This window comes from Streptomyces sp. NPDC048481 (assembly GCF_043200075.1).
Lineage (GTDB): Bacteria > Actinomycetota > Actinomycetes > Streptomycetales > Streptomycetaceae > Streptomyces.
In genome coordinates, this window is the sequence record NZ_JBICXC010000008.1 from 299,020 (window position 1) to 316,161 (window position 17,142).

Consider the following 17,142-nt stretch of genomic DNA (forward strand, 5'->3'; position numbering starts at 1 on the left):
CATTTCTGCCCGCGCGCCCCGCGGTTCATCCCGGGCCCCCGCCGGGGTTCACCCGGTCCGCCGCGCCGACGGCCGCCCCGGCCCGGGGTCCAGCGGCAGCGTGACCGTGAACACGGTGGTCGTGGCCGTGGGGCTCAGCTCCAGGGAGCCGCCGTGCGCCCGGACCAGGGAGCGGGCGACCGACAGGCCCAGGCCGCTCCCGCCCCGGTCGCGGCTGCGGGCCTTGTCGACGCGGTAGAAGCGGTCGAAGACGCTGTCCCGGTCCTCGGGCGGGATGCCGGGACCCCCGTCGCTCACGTGCACCCGCGCCGCGTCCGGCGAGAGCGTCACCTCGACGCCGACCGGCGTGCCCCGCGGGGAGTGCACGGCGGCGTTGGTCAGCAGGTTGTCCAGCACCTGACGGATGCGGTGGGGGTCCATCGGCAGCGGCACGGCCGACGGGCCCGGGGCCACGGTCAGCGGATGGCCGGGGTGGCTCGCGCGGAACGCGTCGGCCGCCTGCTCGACCAGTTCCACCAGGTCGGCCTTCTCCGTCCGCAGCGGTGTCTCCACCTCGGCCGCGTCCAGCCGGGCCAGCAGCAGCAGGTCGTCCAGCAGGAATCCCATCCGGGCGGCCTCGGCGCGCAGCCGGCTCAGGTGCCTGTCCCGCTCCTCGGGCGCGTTGGCGGCCGCGTACTGGAAGAGGTCGGCGTAACCGCGCACCGACATCAGGGGGGTGCGCAGTTCGTGCGAGGCGTCGGCGACGAAACGCCGCAGCCGCTGCTCGGCCTCCGCGCGCACGGCGAGGGAGTCGTCGATGTGCTCCAGCATCGTGTTGAACGCCGTGCGCAGTTCCTCCACCTCGGGGCCGCCGCCGGGGGCGTCCGCGCGCAGCGGCAGACGCGACGCGGACTCGCTCAGGTCGTGCGAGGCGATGCCGTGGGCGGTGTGCGCCATGTCGCTGAGCGGTTTCAGTCCGCGCCGCAGCAGCGCCCGTCCGAACACCACGAGCGCGAGGAGGGCCAGGCCGAAGGTGACGGCCTGGATCGTGATCAGCTGACCGACGGTGTCCTCGAGGTCGTCCATCGGCGCACCGCTGACCAGCACCACGCCGGGCTCCACGTCGCAGGCGCGCAGCCGGTACTCCCCGGCGCCCGCCAGGTGCGCGGTGCTCAGCACCTCGGCGCCGGCGGTCGTCTGCGCCCTGGCCAGGGCGGTGAGGTCGTCGACGTCGCGGGGCACGTCAGCGGGGTCCTCGGGCTTGCGCAGTACGGGCTCGCCGCCGCGCACGTCGTACACGGCGTAGTACCAGCCCCAGTACTTCTTCCCGGTCAGGGAGCCGGAGTCCACGATGCTCTTGGACTGGGCCACCTGCGCGATCCCGAGCTGTTCGTCGAGCTGGGCCGACAGATAGTCGCGCATGTAGGTGGTCAGAGCCGTCCCCACCACCGCGAACACCACCAGCGACAGCGCGCCCAGACCGAGCGCCAGCCGGGTGCCGAGCCGCAGTCCGCGGGAGGACCGCACGAGCCGGGCGATCACCCGGCCGCCTGCCGGATGACGTATCCGAAACCCCGTACCGTCTGGATCAGCGGGTCGTCGCCCGCCGCGTCGACCTTGCGGCGCAGCCGGCTCACCACGAGTTCGACGACGTTGGAGCGGCCGCCGAAGCCGTACTCCCACACGTGGTCGAGGATCTGCGCCTTGGTGAGCACGGTCGGCGACTTGCGCATCAGATAGCGCAGCACCTCGTACTCGGTGGGCGTCAGCGTCAGGAGCCTGCCGGCGCGCCTGACCTCCCGGGTGTCCTCCTCCATGACGACGTCCGCCACCCGCAGCACGGAACGCTGGAAGCCGGGCCCGGCGCTGCGCCGCAGCACGGTCCGCAGCCGCGCCATCAGCTCTTCCACGGCGAACGGTTTCACCAGGTAGTCGTCCCCGCCCCGGGTCAGCCCGGCCACGCGGTCGGCGACCCCGTCGCGCGCCGTGAGGAAGACGACGGGCACCATCGTGCCGGAGCGACGCAGCCGGTCGAGCACGCCGAAGCCGTCTAGGTCGGGCAGCATCAGGTCGAGCACCACGATGTCGGGGCGGAACCCGGCGGCGCGCCGCAGCGCCTCCTCACCGGAGTTCGCGGTGACCGCGTCCCAGCCCTCGTAGCGGGCGACCGTCGCCACGAGGTCGGCGATCGGCGGGTCGTCGTCCACGACGAGCAGTCGTACTTTTTCCACCCGCTCATAGTGCGTCACCCGGACCGCGGCGCGGGCCCCGCGTCCGCCCCGCGCACGGATCGATAAGATCTTGAAAGTTGTACGACAGGAAAACGACAGCGAAGCACGGCGAAGCTCTGTCTCCTGAGGCCCCGATCGAGGAGTTTCCGTCCGTGACGACCGTCCAATCGCCCCCCGCGCCCCCCACGGCGATCCGTCCGAAAGTGGTGGCCCGCACCGTCCTGTACGCCGTGCTGGCCGCGAACGCGGCCGTCGTGACCTGGTTCGCCGTGCAGGCGGGCTTCGCCTCCGGCGCCCTGCTCGTCGTGGGCCGGTTCGCCGGCCTGTACGCCGCGCTGCTGATGGCCTTCCAGCTGGTGCTGGTGGCCAGGCTGCCGTGGCTCGACCGCCGCATCGGCATGGACCGGCTGACCGGATGGCACCGCTGGACCGGCTTCGGCCTGCTGTGGACGCTGGTCGGGCATGTGGTCTTCATCGTCTTCGGCTACGCCGAGTCGTCCTCGACGAACCCCGTGAGCCGGCTCGTGGACCTCGCCGAGACCGTCGAAGGCGTCTTCCGCGCCGTCGTCGCGACGGTGCTGATCCTGGTCGTCGGCGGGGCCTCGGCCCGCTGGGCCCGCCGCAGGCTCGCCTACGAGACCTGGCACTTCATCCACCTCTACGCCTACGTGGCCGTGGTGCTGGCCTTCACCCACCAGGTCGCGGCCGGGACGACGTTCGCCGCGTCGTCCGCCGCCACGGCCTACTGGTACACGCTGTGGGGCGCCGCCCTGGGCGCGGTCGTCCTGGGCCGCCTCGTGCTGCCCCTGTGGCGCAACTGGCGGCACCGGCTGCGCGTCGAGGCGGTCGTGCCCGAGGCCGACAACGTCGTCAGCGTGTACATCACCGGCCGTGACCTGGACCGGATGCCCGCCCGGGCCGGCCAGTTCTTCCTGTGGCGGTTCCTCACCAAGGACCGCTGGTGGCAGGCGAACCCCTTCTCCCTGTCGGCCACGCCCGACGGCACCCGGCTGCGGCTGACCGCGAAAGCGGCCGGCGAGGGCTCCGCGGGCCTGCGCCGGCTGGCGCCCGGCACCCGCGTCTTCGCCGAGGGCCCCTACGGGGCGTTCACCGCGATGCACCGCACCCGCGCGGAGTCCGTGCTCATCGCGGGCGGTGTCGGCGTGACCCCGATCCGGGCGCTGCTGGAGGAGATCGACGGCCACGCGGTCGTCGTCTACCGGGTGGCCGGCGAGCGGGACGCCGTCCTCCACGACGAACTGCGAGAGCTGGCGCTCGCCAGGGGCGCCGAACTGCACCTGATCACCGGGCCGGCCGTGCCCGACCGGCTGGCGCCCCGCGAACTGGCCGCGCTCGTCCCGGACATCGCCCGGCGCGACGTGTTCCTGTGCGGGCCGCCGCCGATGATGAAGGCGGTCCTCGGCACCCTGCGCGAACTCGGCGTGCCCAAGCCGCAGATCCACTTCGAGCGCTTCAGCCTGGCGGGCTGAGGGAGACGGAAGACACCGTGAAGCGAGCACTGCCTGTCCTGATCCTGTCCGCCGCGGCCCTCGTCCCGGTCTGGCGCTACGAGCCCTCGACCGGTTCGGCCGCCGCCGACACCGTCTCGACGCCCGCGACGTCCTCCGCCGGCCCGGAGCCGGGGTCGGCCGTCGCCACCGGCGCCACCGTGAGCACCGAGAAGGGGGACGTCCAGGTCCAGGTCACCTTTGCGGGCGACCGGATCACGGCGGTGAGGATGCTGAAGCAACCGCACCACCCGCAGACCACCGCCGCGGTGCCCAGGCTCGTGGCGGAGACGCTCACCGCGCAGAGCGCGGACATCGACACCGTCTCCGGCGCGACCCTCACGAGCGAGGGCTACAAGAAGTCCCTCCAGGCCGCGATCGACGCCAAGGGCGCCTGACGTGCGGCGCGTCGAGCACGTGATGGGGTTCCCGGTCTCCCTGCGGATCGACGACCCGGACGTCGCCGAGGAGACCGGGGACGCCGTGTTCGCCTGGCTGCGCGCGGCCGACGCGCGCTTCAGCCCGTTCAGGGCGGACAGCGAGGTGTCGCGGTACGACCGGGGCGAGCTGTCGCCCGGCGAGCTGAGCGCCGGCCTCGTGGGCGTCCTCGGCATCGCCGAGCACTACCGGGCGGCCACCGGGGGCGCGTTCGACGTGCGGCTGCCCGGCCGCGGGCTCGACCCCTGCGCGGTCGTCAAGGGCTGGGCCGTGCAGCGCGCGGCCGAGCTGCTGACGCGTGCCGGCGCCCGCCGGTTCTGCCTCAACGCCGGAGGAGACGTGGTCGTCTCCGGCGGTCCCTGGAGAGTCGGCGTACGCCACCCCGGCTCCGCCGACCGGCTCTGCGCGGTCCTCGGCCTCACCGACGCGGCGGTCGCCACCTCCGCGCGCTACGAACGCGGCGACCACATCCTCGACGGCCGCACCGGACGGCCGGTCACCGGCGTCGACAGCCTCACCGTCGTGGCCCCGACCCTGACCGAGGCCGACACCGTCGCCACGGCCGCCTTCGCGCTGGGCGAGCAGGGCGTCGCGTGGGCGGCGGCGCGGGAGGGCTGCGAGGTGTACGCGGTGCTGCCCGGCGGACGCGTCCTGCGCAGCGCCGGATTCCCGACGGAGGCCGCCGCGTGAGCGTGCAGGCGGGGGCGCTGGGAGCGGCGTTGTGGCTTCTCGGCTGGGGGGGGGCGGCCGTCGTCGCCTGGACCTCGGGCCGGGGACGACGGCCCCGGGCTCCGCGTCCGCCCGCACCGGGCGGGGACGTCCGGGGCCCCGCCGGCGGGTCGTTGAGCCGTCCCTGAGGGCGCGGTGCGCCGGGGCGGTCGGCGGCCGGCTGTCCGTTCTGTGGGCGGTCTAGACTCTCCCCGCAATGATCCGGACTCGATCGGTCGAGTGCGGGCGAAAAATTGCCAGACCCGAAGGGTATTCGGCGTTTTGATACGGATAGATTCAGTCACCAAGCGGTATCCGGACGGCACGGTGGCGGTCGACCGGCTCTCCCTCGACATACCGGACCGAGCGATCACCGTCCTGGTGGGCCCCTCGGGCTGCGGCAAGACGACCACCCTGCGGATGATCAACAGAATGGTCGAGCCCAGCGAGGGCGCGATCCTCATCGACGGCGTCGACACCCGGCAGCAGCCGGTCAACACCCTGCGCCGGGGCATGGGTTACGTCATCCAGAACGCCGGACTCTTCCAGCACCGCACGATCGTCGACAACATCGCCACCGTCCCCCGGATGCTCGGCTGGAGCAAGGACAAGGCCCGCGCGCGAGCCCGCGAACTGATGGAACGCGTCGGCCTCGACGCCTCGTTCGCCAAGCGCTACCCCTACCAGCTCTCCGGCGGCCAGCAACAGCGCGTCGGCGTGGCCCGGGCGCTCGCCGCCGATCCGCCCGTACTGCTGATGGACGAGCCCTTCTCCGCCGTCGACCCGGTCGTCCGCAAGGGCCTCCAGGACGAACTCCTCCGCATCCAGGACGAGTTGGGCAAGACGATCGTCTTCGTCACGCACGACATCGACGAGGCCGTCAAACTGGGCACGATGGTCGCCGTGCTGCGCACCGGCGGCCGGCTGGCCCAGTTCGCGCCGCCCGCCGAGCTGCTGTCCGACCCCGCCGACGCGTTCGTCGAGGACTTCCTCGGCGCCGACCGCGGCATCCGGCGCCTGTCGTTCTTCTCCTCCGCCGGCCTGAAGCTGCTCACCGCCCCGGTCGTGGCGGTCGACGCCACCGCCGAACAGATCGCCGCCCGCGGCGCGGACGAGACCCCCTACCTCCTCGTCACCGGCCTGGACGGCCGCCCGCTCGGCTGGAGCGAGCCCGGCCGGCTGACGGCGGGACGGATCGACACCGGCCGACTGCTGTCGTGCGGACGGCCGTTCGTCGCCGGCCAGGACTCGCTGCGCGCCGCGCTGGACTGCGCCGTCCTGTCGCCCACCGGCTGGGCCGTCGCCGTGGACGACGAGGGCCGGGCCGCCGGAGTCGTCTCGCAGGCCTCCATCGCCGAGGCCATCCGGGGCGCCCACGCGGCAGGCCGCCAGGAGCCGCGCGACCACGGAGCCGGCGTCGAGAAGGCCGTCCGGTGAACCGCTTCTTCGACATCCCGAGCGACCTCCAGCACGACTGGCTCGGCCTGATCGGACTGCACGTGCGCGAGGCCCTGCTGCCCGTGCTGGCCGGACTGCTGCTCGCCCTCCCGCTGGCCCAGCTGTGCGTGCGGCTGCGCTGGCTGTACCCGCCCGTGCTGTGGGTGACCACCGTGCTCTACGCCATCCCGTCGCTGGCCTTCTTCGTCGTCCTCATCGACTACACCGGGCAGACCGAGCTGACCGTGATGATCCCGCTCACGGTCTACACCCTCGTGGTGCTCGTGCCCGCGATCGTCGACGGCGTCCGCTCGGTGCCGCAGGAGACCCTCGCCGCCGCGACCGCCATGGGCTTCGGCCCCGTACGCCGTTACCTCCAGGTCCAGTTGCCGATCGCGGTGCCCGCCATCGTCGCCGGGCTGCGCGTGGCCACCGTGTCCAGCATCAGCCTCGTCAGCGTCGGCATGCTGATCGGCAACCAGGGCGCGCTCGGCAACCTCCTGCACGACGCCCAGATCTACAACCGGCCCGAACTCGCCTGGAACTCCGTGCTCACCAGCGCCGCCCTCGCGGTCCTGGCCGACGCCCTGCTGGTCGTCGTGCGCGTCCTGCTCACCCCCTGGATGCCGAGCGGTCCGAGCCGCGGCGGATCCCGGAGCGCGGGCGAGCGTCCCGGACCGGCCGTGCCCGCCCTGGAGGACGCAGCCCGGTGAACGTACTCGGTTTCGTCAGCGCGTTCTTCAACGACAGCGCCCACTGGCACGGTTACGACGGGATCCCCACCCGTCTGTGGGAGCACGTCCAGTACTCCCTGGAGGCCCTCGCGTTCGCGGCCGCCATCGGACTTCCCGTCGGCCTGGTGACGGGCCACTACGGGCGGGGCGGAAACGTCCTCTCCCTGGTCGCCACGGCGGCCCGCGCGCTGCCCACCTTCGGTCTGCTGGTCGTGACGACCATCGTGCTGGGGTTCGGCATGCTGCCGGTGATGATCCCGCTGGTCGTCCTCGCCGTGCCGCCGATCCTGGTCACCACGTACGAGGCGGTGCGCTCCGTCGACCCGTCCCCGGTGGACGCCGCGCGCGGGATGGGCATGCGCGAGAGCGACGTCCTGCTCCGCGTCGAACTGCCCGTGGCGCTCCCGCTGATCTTCGGGGGTCTGCGCTCGGCGGCCATCCAGATCGTCTCCACGGCCACCATCGCCGCGTACGTCAGCCTCGGCGGCCTCGGCCGCTACATCGTCGACGGCCTCTACCAGCACGACTACGAGAAGGTCGTGGGCGGCGCGGTCCTGGTGGCCGGCCTCGCCCTGGTCACGCTCGCCCTGTTCTGGGCGGCGACCAGAGCGACCGTCTCCCCGGGGGTGCGCAGGGGCGGCTAGGCACCGCCGGTGCCGGGCCCGGGGGCGGGGAGGACGGCCTGCCCTCGCCCGCCCCGCCCCGTCAGCGCTCCGAGCGGGCCAGGGCCTGTTCCAGCACGACGAGCAGCGCGTCCCGGACCGAGCCGCGCTCGCGCGCGTCGAACACGAGCAGCGGAACGCCGTCCGAGACGTCGAGGGCCCAGCGGACCTCCTCCAGCGAGTGCGCCACCTCCCCGTCGAAGGCGTTGACGGCGACGGCGAACGGGATCTGCTTGTGCTCGAAGTAGTCGACCGCGGCGTAGCAGTCGTCCAGGCGGCGGGTGTCGACGATGACCAGCCCGCCGACCGCGCCCTCCACGATGTCGTCCCACATGAACCCGAACCGCTCCTGTCCGGGCGTGCCGAACAGATAGAGCTTCAGGGTCGGGTCGATGGTGATGCAGCCGAAGTCCATGGCGACCGTGGTGGTGGTCTTGCGGGGGGTGTGGCTGAGGTCGTCCACCCCCGCCGCCACCTCGGTGATCGCCGCTTCGGTGGTCAGCGGCTCGATCTCGGAGATCGAGCCGACGGCGGTGGTCTTGCCCACGCCGAAGCCGCCCGCGATCACCAGTTTCACCGGCAGCGGCGGCCGTACGGCGGACTGGCCGGCCGAGGCGCGGACCAGCGGTTCAGTCGGTGTCACGGAGTACTCCCCGGGAGTCGGGGATGGCCCGCAGGCCATCGATAACCCTGCGCAGGACGGACGCGTCGTGGGTGACGCCGGAGTCGGGCACGTGCACCGACAGCTGCCCCGCCGTCCGCAGGTCCTCGGCGAGGACCCGCACCACGTTCAGGTGCAGCCGCAGCCGCGCCGCGATCTCCGCGATCGACTGCGGGACGCGGCAGGCGGCGACGATGTCGTGCTGCTCGAAGGAGAGCCGGCCGAGCGCGTCGATCCCGTCGGCGGTGGCCACCAACTGGGTCTCCACGGGCATCGTCCGGCCGGACGACGCCTCGCCCGAGCCGCCCGCGACCCGTCCGGCGGTGACCAGGAAGGGCCGGACGGCGGGCGCGGGCCCGACGGGGGCGACGCCGTCCTCGCCGGCCCCGCGCGGGGTGCGGCCGTCCGCCATCGGTGTTCGCTTTCTCTACGGTGGCACGCGGTCAACGCGTGCGCGGGGCGCCGACGCTGTTCTTCAGCTCCAGGACGAGCTGCGGACTGAGCGCGGCGCCGGCGCGGTTGGCGAACACCGTCATCTCGTAGGCGATGTTGCCCAGCTTGGCCTCCTTGTCGGTGACCACGCCCAGCACCGCGCCGCTGCCGATCGCGGAGACCAGCACATGGCCGCCCTCCAGGTCGATGATGACCTTGTTCAGGCCCCCCAGGCCGTAGTTGCCGGAGGCGCCCGCGGCCAGGCTGGTGATGCCCGAGACGATCGCTGCCAGCCGTTCGGAGTCCGCGTGCTCGCGCAGCTCCGAGACGGCGATCAGCAGGCCGTCGGAGGACACGGCGATGGCGTCCACGACCCCCGCGGTCTCGGTGGCGAAACGGTTGAGCAGCCAGGTGAAGTCGGCTGCGGCGGCCCGCAGATCGGTCGGCCTGGCGTCTCCGGCGGGAGTCTCACCTGTCGACGTGCTCACTGCTCGGCTCCTTCCGGAAGGTGGTTCTGGTGGTGCGGTGTGTCCCGGACCGCGATCGGATCGGCGATCGGGCGGGTCCCGTCGGACGGTTCCGACGGGGCGGACGGGTCGGACGGGGCGGACGGCGCTGTCCGGTCGGTCCGGTCGGTCCGGTGGGGCTGGTCGAGCCGGTCGTCCCGGCGGTGATCGGGACGGTGGTCCAGCTCCTCGTCGGGACGATGGCCTGGCCGGGCGCCGTCGTGGACGCCGGCGGGGGCGGGGTGTTCGCCCGTGTCCCCGCCGCTGTCCCGGTGCGCCTGGGCCACGGCCGCCTCGAACTCCTCCAGCGCGCTGCGCACGGCGTCCGCGTCGGCCGGGCGGGCCGGACTGCGCGCCGCCTGCTGGGCGGCGGCTTCGGCCGTCGTCCGCAGCGTGGCGCCGCGCACCCGGCGCCGCAGGGGACGGGCTCCGTCGCCTGCGCCTGCGCCTGCGGGGCCGCCGGAGGCCGTGACGCCGCTGGACCGCGTGTGACGCGCGGGGAGACCCGGGCCGTCGGCGGAGTCGGCGGACCCGCCGTCGGGGCCGGCCGCCGTACGGGCGTGGGGCGCGGACCCGGACCGCGCGGCGTGACGGTGCGGCACGGGCTCCGGCATGCCGGCGTCGGCCGGGGACTCGCCGGCGCGGGCGTGGGCCTCGCCGTCCGGGTGGGCCGCCGCGCGCGGGGCGAGCGGCGACCGGGGCGCGGGGACACCGTGTCCGGCGCCCTGCGTCCCGCCTCGTGGGGCGGCCGCCGGCTCGGCGGGGGCCTCGCCCGGTCCGGCCGCGACGGTGGCGTCACCGGTCCGGGCATCCTGCCGGGCCGGGACGGTGGGCGATCCGGTTTCCGCCGGTCGGGTGGAGCCGTCGGCCTCAGCCGTGCGCGCGGGATCGGCGGTCGAAGCGCCGGTCGTCGGGTCCTCGTCCCCGGCGCCGGACTTCGCGGTGCGCGCGGACTCGGCCTCCGGGGCGGCGGAGGAGGGGCCGCGGCGGGGGACCCGGCGCGGCAGCACGGCCGGATCGTCCGACCGCGCGGCCCAGGACGGGACCGACGCCGACGGGGAGGGCCCGGCCGCGGGCGCCGAGAGGGCGGCCGGTGCGGCGGCGGGCGGGGCGGCCGACGGGGCGGTGGCGCCGGTCCTGTCCGCCGCGCCCGCCGCGCCTGCGGTGTCCTCCTCGCCCGCCGTCAGGAGCAGCGCCGAGGGAATCATCACCTCGGCCGTCACACCGCCGCCCGGGGTGCGCGACAGGGTGACGTCCACGTCCCAGCGGCGGGCCAGCGCGCCGACCACGAACAGGCCGAGCACCTTCGTCGGGACGACGTCGAGGCGCTCGCGGCGCACCAGGCGGGCGTTCTCCTCGGCGAGTCGGTCGGCGCTCATGCCCAGGCCGTGGTCGGAGACGGTGAGGCAGGCGCCGTCGCCGTCGGAGCCCACGACGACCTCCACAGGGCTGCCCTCGGGCGAGAACGACACGGCGTTCTCCAGGAGTTCGGCGATCATCAGCGTCAGGTCGCCGATGATGTCGGGCTCCACCACGGCGTCGCTCGCCACCCGCAGCCGCACGCGCTGGAAGCCCTCGATCTGGCCGAGGGCGGCCCGCACGACGTTGGTCAGGGCGGTCGGCCCGGCGTCCAGGACGGTCTCGCGGATGCCCGCGAGCAGCATCAGGCTGTCGGCGTTGCGACGCAGGCGCACCGCGATGTGGTCGATGGAGTAGAGCCGCGCGAGCAGCGCCGGGTCGGTCTCACCGCGTTCCACCGCGTCGATCAGCGCAAGTTGACGTGTCGTCAGGTTGCTGACCCGGCGTCCGACGTTGCCGAACATCTCGGCGACGTTGCGCCGGCTGAGCACCTGGCGCTCCAGCAGCGCGGCCGCGGTCGTCTGGACGTTGTTGAAGGCCTCGGCGAGTTCGCCGATCTCGTCGTCGGCGGTGACCGGCAGCTCGCGCAGCCTCGGGGGGCCGGACTCCTCGGCGTCGTCGTCGGCGACCCGGGCGAGTTCGCGGCCCGCGACGTCGGCGACCTCCTGGGCGGCTCCCGTCAGGGCCAGCACCGGACGGACCACGGAGCGGCGGACCAGGATGGAGAAGGCGATCCACAGGGCGAAGCAGAGCAGCGCCAGGCTGAGCAGCAGGCCCGCGCGCCACTGCGCGCCCGAGGCGGCGTCGTCCGCCCGGTCGGCGATCCGGTCGATGAGCGACGCGGTGATCTTCAGCCGGATCGCGGCCTGCGAGCTGTAGTCGGGGTAGGAGGCGAGCGCCTCCCGGAACGAGGCGCGGATCGCGGTCTTGGACTCGGCCTGCAACGCGCTCGGGTCCACGGCCAGTTCGGCGTAGTCCTGACTGATCGACGCCTGCGAGGAGTTGTGCTCGATGCCGCTGAACTCCTCGGACTGCGCGTCGTCGGCGAACCGGTCGAAGCGCTGCGCCTGATAGGTGAACACCTCGTAGGAGCCGACCGCTCCGGTGAACTCGATGAGCGCGTTGCTGTCGCCGGTGCGCGCGGAGAACACGCCGGTCTCGTAGGCACCGTGGGCGGCGTCGGCGCGCAGCAGCGAGTCGAGGAGGCTGCCGGTGAAGGTGGTGGCCAGTGCGGGGTCGCGGTCCAGGTTCAGCCCGTCGATGAGACCGTCCGCGGCGCCCGAGTAGGCGGGGTCGATGTTGTCGGCGGGCAGATAGCCCTGCTCGATGGTGGACCGCAGCCCCGCCAGGCCCTGGACATCCTTCAGCGCCTGGAGCTCCGCGTCCGGCAGCCGGTCGCCGAAGGCGTCGATGACCTTGTTCACCTGCGCGTCCACGGCGAGCTGGGCCTGCCGGTATCCGTCGCTGGAGGGGGTGCCGGCGTCGAAGGCCGCCTCGTGCCGGACGGAGAGCAGGATCGCCTGCTGGTGCTCGTCCTGGAGATCGGCGACCAGCTGGGCCACCTCGGTGCTGTCGCGCACCAGTTGGGCGGCGTTGCTCGCGCGGTCGGACTCCCGCACCAGGTCGACGATGAGGTACGTCAGGAGCAGGGCGATCACCGTGAGCGGGATACCGACCAGTACGTTGAGCTTGCGCTGGAAGGGCCATCGGTCGGCGAAGCCCCGCAGTCCCCGCCGCGCGGAGGACGATGCCGAGGACGCCGGCCGGGCAGACGCGTCCACCTCTTTCGTGGACACCGGGCCTCCTTCAAGAGGGTGTTGCAAGCGTGCAAGGGGGGTCTCGCATATGCGCACTTCCGCGCACACATGTGTCCTTGTGCGACGACACTGAAAACGGCCCCCGTACACCGCCGTGACCGCCGCCGACTGCTGTGACGAAGGTCAACTCCGGGGAGCCTATCGCCAATCGGAACGGCGCCGCGCGTCGCCCCGCGTCAAGAAATCATTACGAAGCGGAGTGGAGGCGCCGTCCCGGCGATCCCGGGGAGGGCGAGGGCCGATCTCCCGATCCGCACACAAGTGATCACAGATCGAAGCCAATCGGTGATCCTGCTGCCCTTGACTGATCGAGAAGCCGATGGATTGGATCAGGGCAGAGTGTTTGAGTTCTCATCAACCCCACAGCCCGGAACGGGAACCGTGACTTCCAACACCCACAGCAGCAGGTCCCTCAGGAACCACCCCGGTGCGGCGGCCGTCGCCCTCGCCGCGATGACGGCCCTGCTGGCGGGATGTTCCTCCTCGTCCGACGACTCCTCCGACCCGCTCGCCGGCGACAAGGCGGCCGGTGACACCGTGGTCGTCGGCTCCAACAACTTCGCCGAGAGCATCCTGATCGCCGACATCTACGGCGAGGCTCTGAAGGCCAAGGGCATCAAGGTGTCCTACAAGCCCAACATCGGCAGCCGCGAGACCACGTACGGCCTGCTCAAGAACGGTTCCATCACCGTCCTGCCGGAGTACAACGGCTCGCTGCTGGCCTACCTCGACGCCAAGGCCGAACAGAAGTCGCTCGCGACCGTGAACGCGGCGGTGAAGGCCAAGCTCGACTCCAAGCTGACGCTGCTGGAGTCGTCGCCGGCCGAGGACAAGGACTCCGTCACGGTCAACGCGGCGACCGCGCAGAAGTACGACCTCACCGCGACGTCCACCCTCGCCGACCTGAAGGACATCGCGCCGAAGCTGGTCCTCGGCGGATCGCCCGAGTTCCAGACCCGCCAGCAGGGCCTCCTCGGCCTCGACTCCGTGTACGGGCTGAAGTTCAAGTCCTTCAAGGCGCTCGACGCGGGCGGCCCGCTGACCCAGGCCGCGCTGAAGAAGGACACCGTGCAGGCCGCGGACGTCTTCACCACGGACCCGACCATCACCAAGGAGAAGTTCGTCGTCCTCCAGGACCCGAAGAACCTCTTCGGCTTCGCGAACGTCACCCCGGTGGTCTACAAGAGCGGGCTCTCCCAGGAGGGCGTCGACGCGCTCAACGCCGTCTCCGCCAAGCTCGACACGAAGACCCTGCTCGACCTGGACTCCCAGGTGCAGCTCCAGAGCAAGGACCCGCTCGACGTGGCCAAGGCCTGGCTGAAGACGGCCGGCCTGGGCTGAGGCGGCCCGGCGGCCGAACCGTTCACCCGCTGAACCGCTGAACCGCTGAACCGCTGAACCGCTGGACTGCCGATCCGTTGGACGTCACCGCATCCGCGAACGGACGGGCCCGGGTACCCCCGCACCGAGCGGGCGCCCGGGTCCTCCTGGACGGGACCACGCTCACCGTCGGCGAGCTGCTCGCACTCGCCGACGGCGAAGCCGTGCCCGCGATCGCCCCCGAGGCGCGTGACCGGGCCCGGCGCTCCTGGCTGACCGCGCAGCGGCTCGCCGCCTCCGGGCGGCTGTACGGCCGCGGCACCGGCGTCGGCGCGCAGCGCTCGGTGCCGGTCGAGGAGCACGACGAGGCCGCGCACGGCCTGCGGCTTCTGCGAAGCCACGCGGGCGGCGCGGGCGCCCTGCTCCCGGCCCGCCAGGTGCGGGCGATGCTCGCCGTGCGCGCCAACCAGTTGCTCGCCGGTGGCTCCGGCATCCAGCCGGCCTTCGTGGACGCCCTCGCCGACGCCCTGCGGCTGGGGGTCCATCCGGCCGTCAACGAGTACGGCGGGATCGGCACCGGCGACCTGACGGCCCTGGCGCAGACGGGTCTGACGCTGATCGGCGAACGCCCCTGGACCCGTCCCGAGCCACCCGGAGTCGGTCCGCCCGAACCGCCCCGGGGCTCGTCCCCCGCCGACGGCTCTCGCGGTGAGGATCCCGCCGCCCCGGTGCGGTTCGTGGTCGTCCCCGGCCCCGGTCCCGGCTCGTCCCCGGCCCCTGCCCCGGCCCCTGCCCCGGCCGGTCGTCGCCTCGACCGGCGCTCCGAACCGCCTCGCGAGCCACGTCCGGCAACCGTCGCCCACGGCGCTCCCACCGGCCCCCCTCGCACTCCCGCGCCCGTCGTCCTGCAAGCCGGTGACGCCCTGGCGCTGCTCAGCAGCAACGCCCTCGCGCTCGGGCAGGCCGCGCTCGCCCAGGGCGAACTGGACATGCTGCTGCGGGCCGCACACGCCGTAGCCGCGCTGTCCCTCGCCGCGGTGTCCGGCTCGCCCGAGGCCTACGCCGCGCCCGTGCACGCCCTGCGCCCCTACCCCGGTGCGGCACGCGCGGCGGGCGAGGTGCGGCGGCTGCTCGGGTGGGCCGACCGTCCGCCGCCCCGCCGAGGAGGGCGTATCCAGGATCCCTTCGGCTTCCGGACCTTCCCCCAGGTCCACGGGTGTGTGCTGGACGCGTGCGAGCGACTGCGCGAGGTCGTCGAGGTGGAGATCAACTGCCCGTCCGAGAACCCCCTCATGGACGCCGGCGACGCCAGGGCCTATCACCACGGCGGTTTCTTCGCCGCGCCGCTGGGACTGGCCCTGGACGGCGTCGTCCTGGCGCTGCTGCAGACCGCGCAGCTCTCGGCCGCCCGGCTGGCGGCGCTGGGCGATCCCGGACTGACCCACCTGCCCGCCTTCCTCGCCACGGGGCCGGTGAGCAGCTCGGGCACGATGATCCTGGAGTACAGCGCCAACTCGGCTCTTGCCGAGCTGCGTTCCTGCGCGGCGCCGGCCTCGGCGGGGCACGCCGTCCTCTCCCGGGGCCTGGAGGAGGCCGCCAGCTTCGCGGGCCAGGCCGCACGGCAGACCCTGCGGGCGACGGAGGCCTACGCCGTCGTCCTCGGCTGCGAACTCGTCAGCGCGGTGCGGGCGTTGAGGCTGCATCCGGATCCGCCCCGCGTGGCGGCCCTCGCGGTGGCGACGGCGGCGCTGCCCGCGGAGACGCGGGACCGCCCCCTCACCGACGACGTGACGGCGGCCGTCCGCCTGCTTCCGGTGCTGGCAGACCTGTGAGACGGCCGCCGCGTGAGCCCTGGGGCGCGTGCCAGGCGTCGCCCGACAGAGGACCTTCGAAACACGTCCTAGGCTCGGTGACCGTGAACAGAAGACGGCAGAAGAAGCTCACCTCGCGCCTGGTCGAGGCGGCGATGTGCGGGACGGTCCGGGACGTCGACCGTCTGCTGCGGGCCGGCGCGGACCCGGCCAGGGCCGACTCCGAGGGCACGACCCCGCTCTACCACGCGTGCGTCCACGGCGCGGCCGACGTGGCGCGCAGACTGCTGGAGGCCGGGGCGCCGCCCGACGCCGAGAGCGCCGGCGTCGGCGCCGAGGGCACACCGCTGTGCGCGGCGGCCTGCTGGGGGCACGTGGAGACCGTGCGCACCCTGCTCGCCCATGGCGCGGACCCCGGACTGCGCGAGGATCAGGGCACCGGGCTGACACCCTTGGAATGGGCCGCCGCGGGACCTCATCCGGCGACGATCGCCGTCCTGCGGGCGGCCGGAGCCGGCTGACGGCGACCACCGCGCGCCGGCGGAACGGGCTCGGGCGGGAGGGGCCGGGGCGGGACGGTCCGGGATCAGGCGGGCGGGGGCGGGCGGAGCGTGACGTCGTCGATCAACCGGTCGATCAGGGCGATCAGCACGTCCCGGCACGACTCCCGGTCCCGGGCGTCGCACAGCAGGACGGGCACGCGCTCCGGCAGGGCGAGGGACTCCCTGATCGTCTCCGGGGGATACGGGTGCAAGCCGTGGAAGCCGTTCGCCGCCACCACGAACGGGATCTCCCGCCGTTCGAAGAAGTCGACGGCGGCGAAGCTGGACTCCGGTCGCCGTACGTCGACGAGGACCACGGCGCCCAGGGCGCCGATCGCCAGGTCGTTCCACATGAACCAGAAACGCTGCTGGCCGGGTGTGCCGAAGAGGTAGAGCACCAGGTCGTCACCGATGGAGATCCGCCCGAAGTCGAGGGCAACGGTGGTGGACCGTTTCTCCTCGATGCCCTTCAGGTCGTCGACGTCCAGCCCCGCCACCGTCAGCGGCTCCTCCGTGCGCAACGGCGTGATCTCGCTGACCGCCCCGACCAGCGTCGTCTTGCCGACGCCGAAGCCGCCCGCGATGAGGATCTTGACCGTGTCGGGGGCCGCCGCCGGTGCGGCCGGTCGAGCGGCGGTGTCAGATCCGGCCAAGGCCGTCCCTCACTTTCTGCAGCAGGTCCAGGTCATGGGCGCCGGTGACGGAGCGGGGCGGGCGGGCCGTGATCAACCCCGCCTCCAGCAGGTCGCAGAGCAGGATGACGACCACGCTGACCGGCAGGTCGAGACGAGCCGCGAGTTCCGCCACGGCCACCGGCCGGGCGCACAGCCGCAGGATCCGGCCGTGCTCCGGCTGGGGCCGCGTCGGCCGTTCGGGCGGCGGGTCCACCGCGGTCACCGTGGTGATGAGCGTGAAGTCGGCGCGGCTGGGCCGGGTCCGTCCCCCGGTGAGGGCGAACGGCCTGACGAGCCGGCCCGCTTCGTCGCCTCCGTTCACC

Annotated in this window: 17 protein-coding genes; 9 read left to right on the forward strand and 8 right to left on the reverse strand. The window is 73.4% G+C overall.

The features are described 5' to 3' along the window. Nucleotides 1-48: 48 nt before the first annotated feature. A complete protein-coding gene (locus ACGFSH_RS24645; protein WP_393352173.1) occupies nt 49-1,521 on the reverse strand; it encodes a sensor histidine kinase in 1,473 nt (490 codons plus the stop codon). Further along, complete coding sequence (locus ACGFSH_RS24650) at nt 1,518-2,210, reverse strand: response regulator transcription factor (RefSeq protein ID WP_393352175.1); 693 nt, start codon at nt 2,208-2,210, stop codon at nt 1,518-1,520. Before ACGFSH_RS24650 ends, ACGFSH_RS24645 begins: the two co-directional genes overlap by 4 nt. A gap of 152 nt (nt 2,211-2,362) precedes the next feature. Between ACGFSH_RS24650 and ACGFSH_RS24655 the strand changes: the two genes are divergently transcribed. From ACGFSH_RS24655 to ACGFSH_RS24680, 6 genes are all read left to right on the forward strand, one after another. Further along, the gene (locus ACGFSH_RS24655; protein WP_393352176.1) at nt 2,363-3,700 is read left to right on the forward strand and encodes a ferric reductase-like transmembrane domain-containing protein; all 1,338 of its coding nucleotides are present in this window, start codon (nt 2,363-2,365) and stop codon (nt 3,698-3,700) included. A 17-nt stretch (nt 3,701-3,717) separates the two neighbouring features. Beyond that, nucleotides 3,718-4,116: an FMN-binding protein gene (locus tag ACGFSH_RS24660; protein WP_393352178.1), complete on the forward strand. Its 399-nt coding sequence runs from the start codon at nt 3,718-3,720 to the stop codon at nt 4,114-4,116. Nucleotide 4,117: 1 nt separating this feature from the next. Next, the gene (locus ACGFSH_RS24665) at nt 4,118-4,846 is read left to right on the forward strand and encodes an FAD:protein FMN transferase (protein ID WP_393352180.1); all 729 of its coding nucleotides are present in this window, start codon (nt 4,118-4,120) and stop codon (nt 4,844-4,846) included. 300 nt (nt 4,847-5,146) lie between these two features. Continuing rightward, entirely contained in the window at nt 5,147-6,301 is a 1,155-nt protein-coding gene (locus ACGFSH_RS24670; protein WP_393352182.1) for an ABC transporter ATP-binding protein, read from the forward strand. Then, a complete protein-coding gene (locus tag ACGFSH_RS24675) occupies nt 6,298-7,014 on the forward strand; it encodes an ABC transporter permease (RefSeq protein ID WP_393352184.1) in 717 nt (238 codons plus the stop codon). Before ACGFSH_RS24670 ends, ACGFSH_RS24675 begins: the two co-directional genes overlap by 4 nt. Then, nucleotides 7,011-7,679 carry an ABC transporter permease gene (locus ACGFSH_RS24680; protein ID WP_393352186.1) on the forward strand — a complete coding sequence of 223 codons (669 nt, stop codon included), beginning with the start codon at nt 7,011-7,013 and terminating at the stop codon, nt 7,677-7,679. The genes ACGFSH_RS24675 and ACGFSH_RS24680 overlap by 4 nt, the downstream gene beginning before the upstream one ends. A 61-nt stretch (nt 7,680-7,740) precedes the next feature. Here ACGFSH_RS24680 and ACGFSH_RS24685 read toward each other — a convergent pair whose 3' ends face one another. The 4 genes from ACGFSH_RS24685 to ACGFSH_RS24700 are packed head-to-tail and all read right to left on the reverse strand — an operon-like array spanning nt 7,741 to nt 12,451. Beyond that, the gene (locus ACGFSH_RS24685; RefSeq protein ID WP_393352188.1) at nt 7,741-8,340 is read right to left on the reverse strand and encodes an ATP/GTP-binding protein; all 600 of its coding nucleotides are present in this window, start codon (nt 8,338-8,340) and stop codon (nt 7,741-7,743) included. Beyond that, complete coding sequence (locus ACGFSH_RS24690) at nt 8,327-8,770, reverse strand: DUF742 domain-containing protein (RefSeq protein ID WP_393352191.1); 444 nt, start codon at nt 8,768-8,770, stop codon at nt 8,327-8,329. Before ACGFSH_RS24690 ends, ACGFSH_RS24685 begins: the two co-directional genes overlap by 14 nt. A gap of 31 nt (nt 8,771-8,801) precedes the next feature. Next, on the reverse strand, nt 8,802-9,278 hold the full coding sequence (locus tag ACGFSH_RS24695; protein WP_329414744.1) for a roadblock/LC7 domain-containing protein: 477 nt from the start codon (nt 9,276-9,278) through the stop codon (nt 8,802-8,804). After that, nucleotides 9,275-12,451, reverse strand: a complete 3,177-nt coding sequence (locus ACGFSH_RS24700; protein ID WP_393352193.1) for an ATP-binding protein — start codon at nt 12,449-12,451, stop codon at nt 9,275-9,277. Before ACGFSH_RS24700 ends, ACGFSH_RS24695 begins: the two co-directional genes overlap by 4 nt. Before the next feature lie 474 nt (nt 12,452-12,925). Between ACGFSH_RS24700 and ACGFSH_RS24705 the strand changes: the two genes are divergently transcribed. From ACGFSH_RS24705 to ACGFSH_RS24715, 3 genes are all read left to right on the forward strand, one after another. After that, nucleotides 12,926-13,813 carry an ABC transporter substrate-binding protein gene (locus tag ACGFSH_RS24705; RefSeq protein WP_393352298.1) on the forward strand — a complete coding sequence of 296 codons (888 nt, stop codon included), beginning with the start codon at nt 12,926-12,928 and terminating at the stop codon, nt 13,811-13,813. A gap of 77 nt (nt 13,814-13,890) precedes the next feature. Beyond that, a complete protein-coding gene (locus ACGFSH_RS24710) occupies nt 13,891-15,624 on the forward strand; it encodes an aromatic amino acid lyase (protein ID WP_393352195.1) in 1,734 nt (577 codons plus the stop codon). Nucleotides 15,625-15,707: 83 nt separating this feature from the next. Next, nucleotides 15,708-16,124 carry an ankyrin repeat domain-containing protein gene (locus tag ACGFSH_RS24715; protein WP_393352197.1) on the forward strand — a complete coding sequence of 139 codons (417 nt, stop codon included), beginning with the start codon at nt 15,708-15,710 and terminating at the stop codon, nt 16,122-16,124. A 65-nt stretch (nt 16,125-16,189) separates the two neighbouring features. Here ACGFSH_RS24715 and ACGFSH_RS24720 read toward each other — a convergent pair whose 3' ends face one another. Together ACGFSH_RS24720 and ACGFSH_RS24725 are read right to left on the reverse strand one after the other, a co-directional pair. Continuing rightward, on the reverse strand, nt 16,190-16,798 hold the full coding sequence (locus ACGFSH_RS24720) for an ATP/GTP-binding protein (RefSeq protein ID WP_393352199.1): 609 nt from the start codon (nt 16,796-16,798) through the stop codon (nt 16,190-16,192). Beyond that, nucleotides 16,785-17,141 carry a DUF742 domain-containing protein gene (locus ACGFSH_RS24725; RefSeq protein ID WP_393352201.1) on the reverse strand — a complete coding sequence of 119 codons (357 nt, stop codon included), beginning with the start codon at nt 17,139-17,141 and terminating at the stop codon, nt 16,785-16,787. The genes ACGFSH_RS24720 and ACGFSH_RS24725 overlap by 14 nt, the downstream gene beginning before the upstream one ends. Between the last annotated feature and the right edge of the window lies 1 nt (nt 17,142).

Coding starts and splice junctions, on each gene's coding strand:
- ACGFSH_RS24690 (WP_393352191.1), bottom strand. CDS start 8,770: ATGGCGGACGGCCGCACCCCGCGCGGGGCCGGCGAGGACGGCGTCGCC.
- ACGFSH_RS24705 (WP_393352298.1), top strand. CDS start 12,926: ATGACGGCCCTGCTGGCGGGATGTTCCTCCTCGTCCGACGACTCCTCC.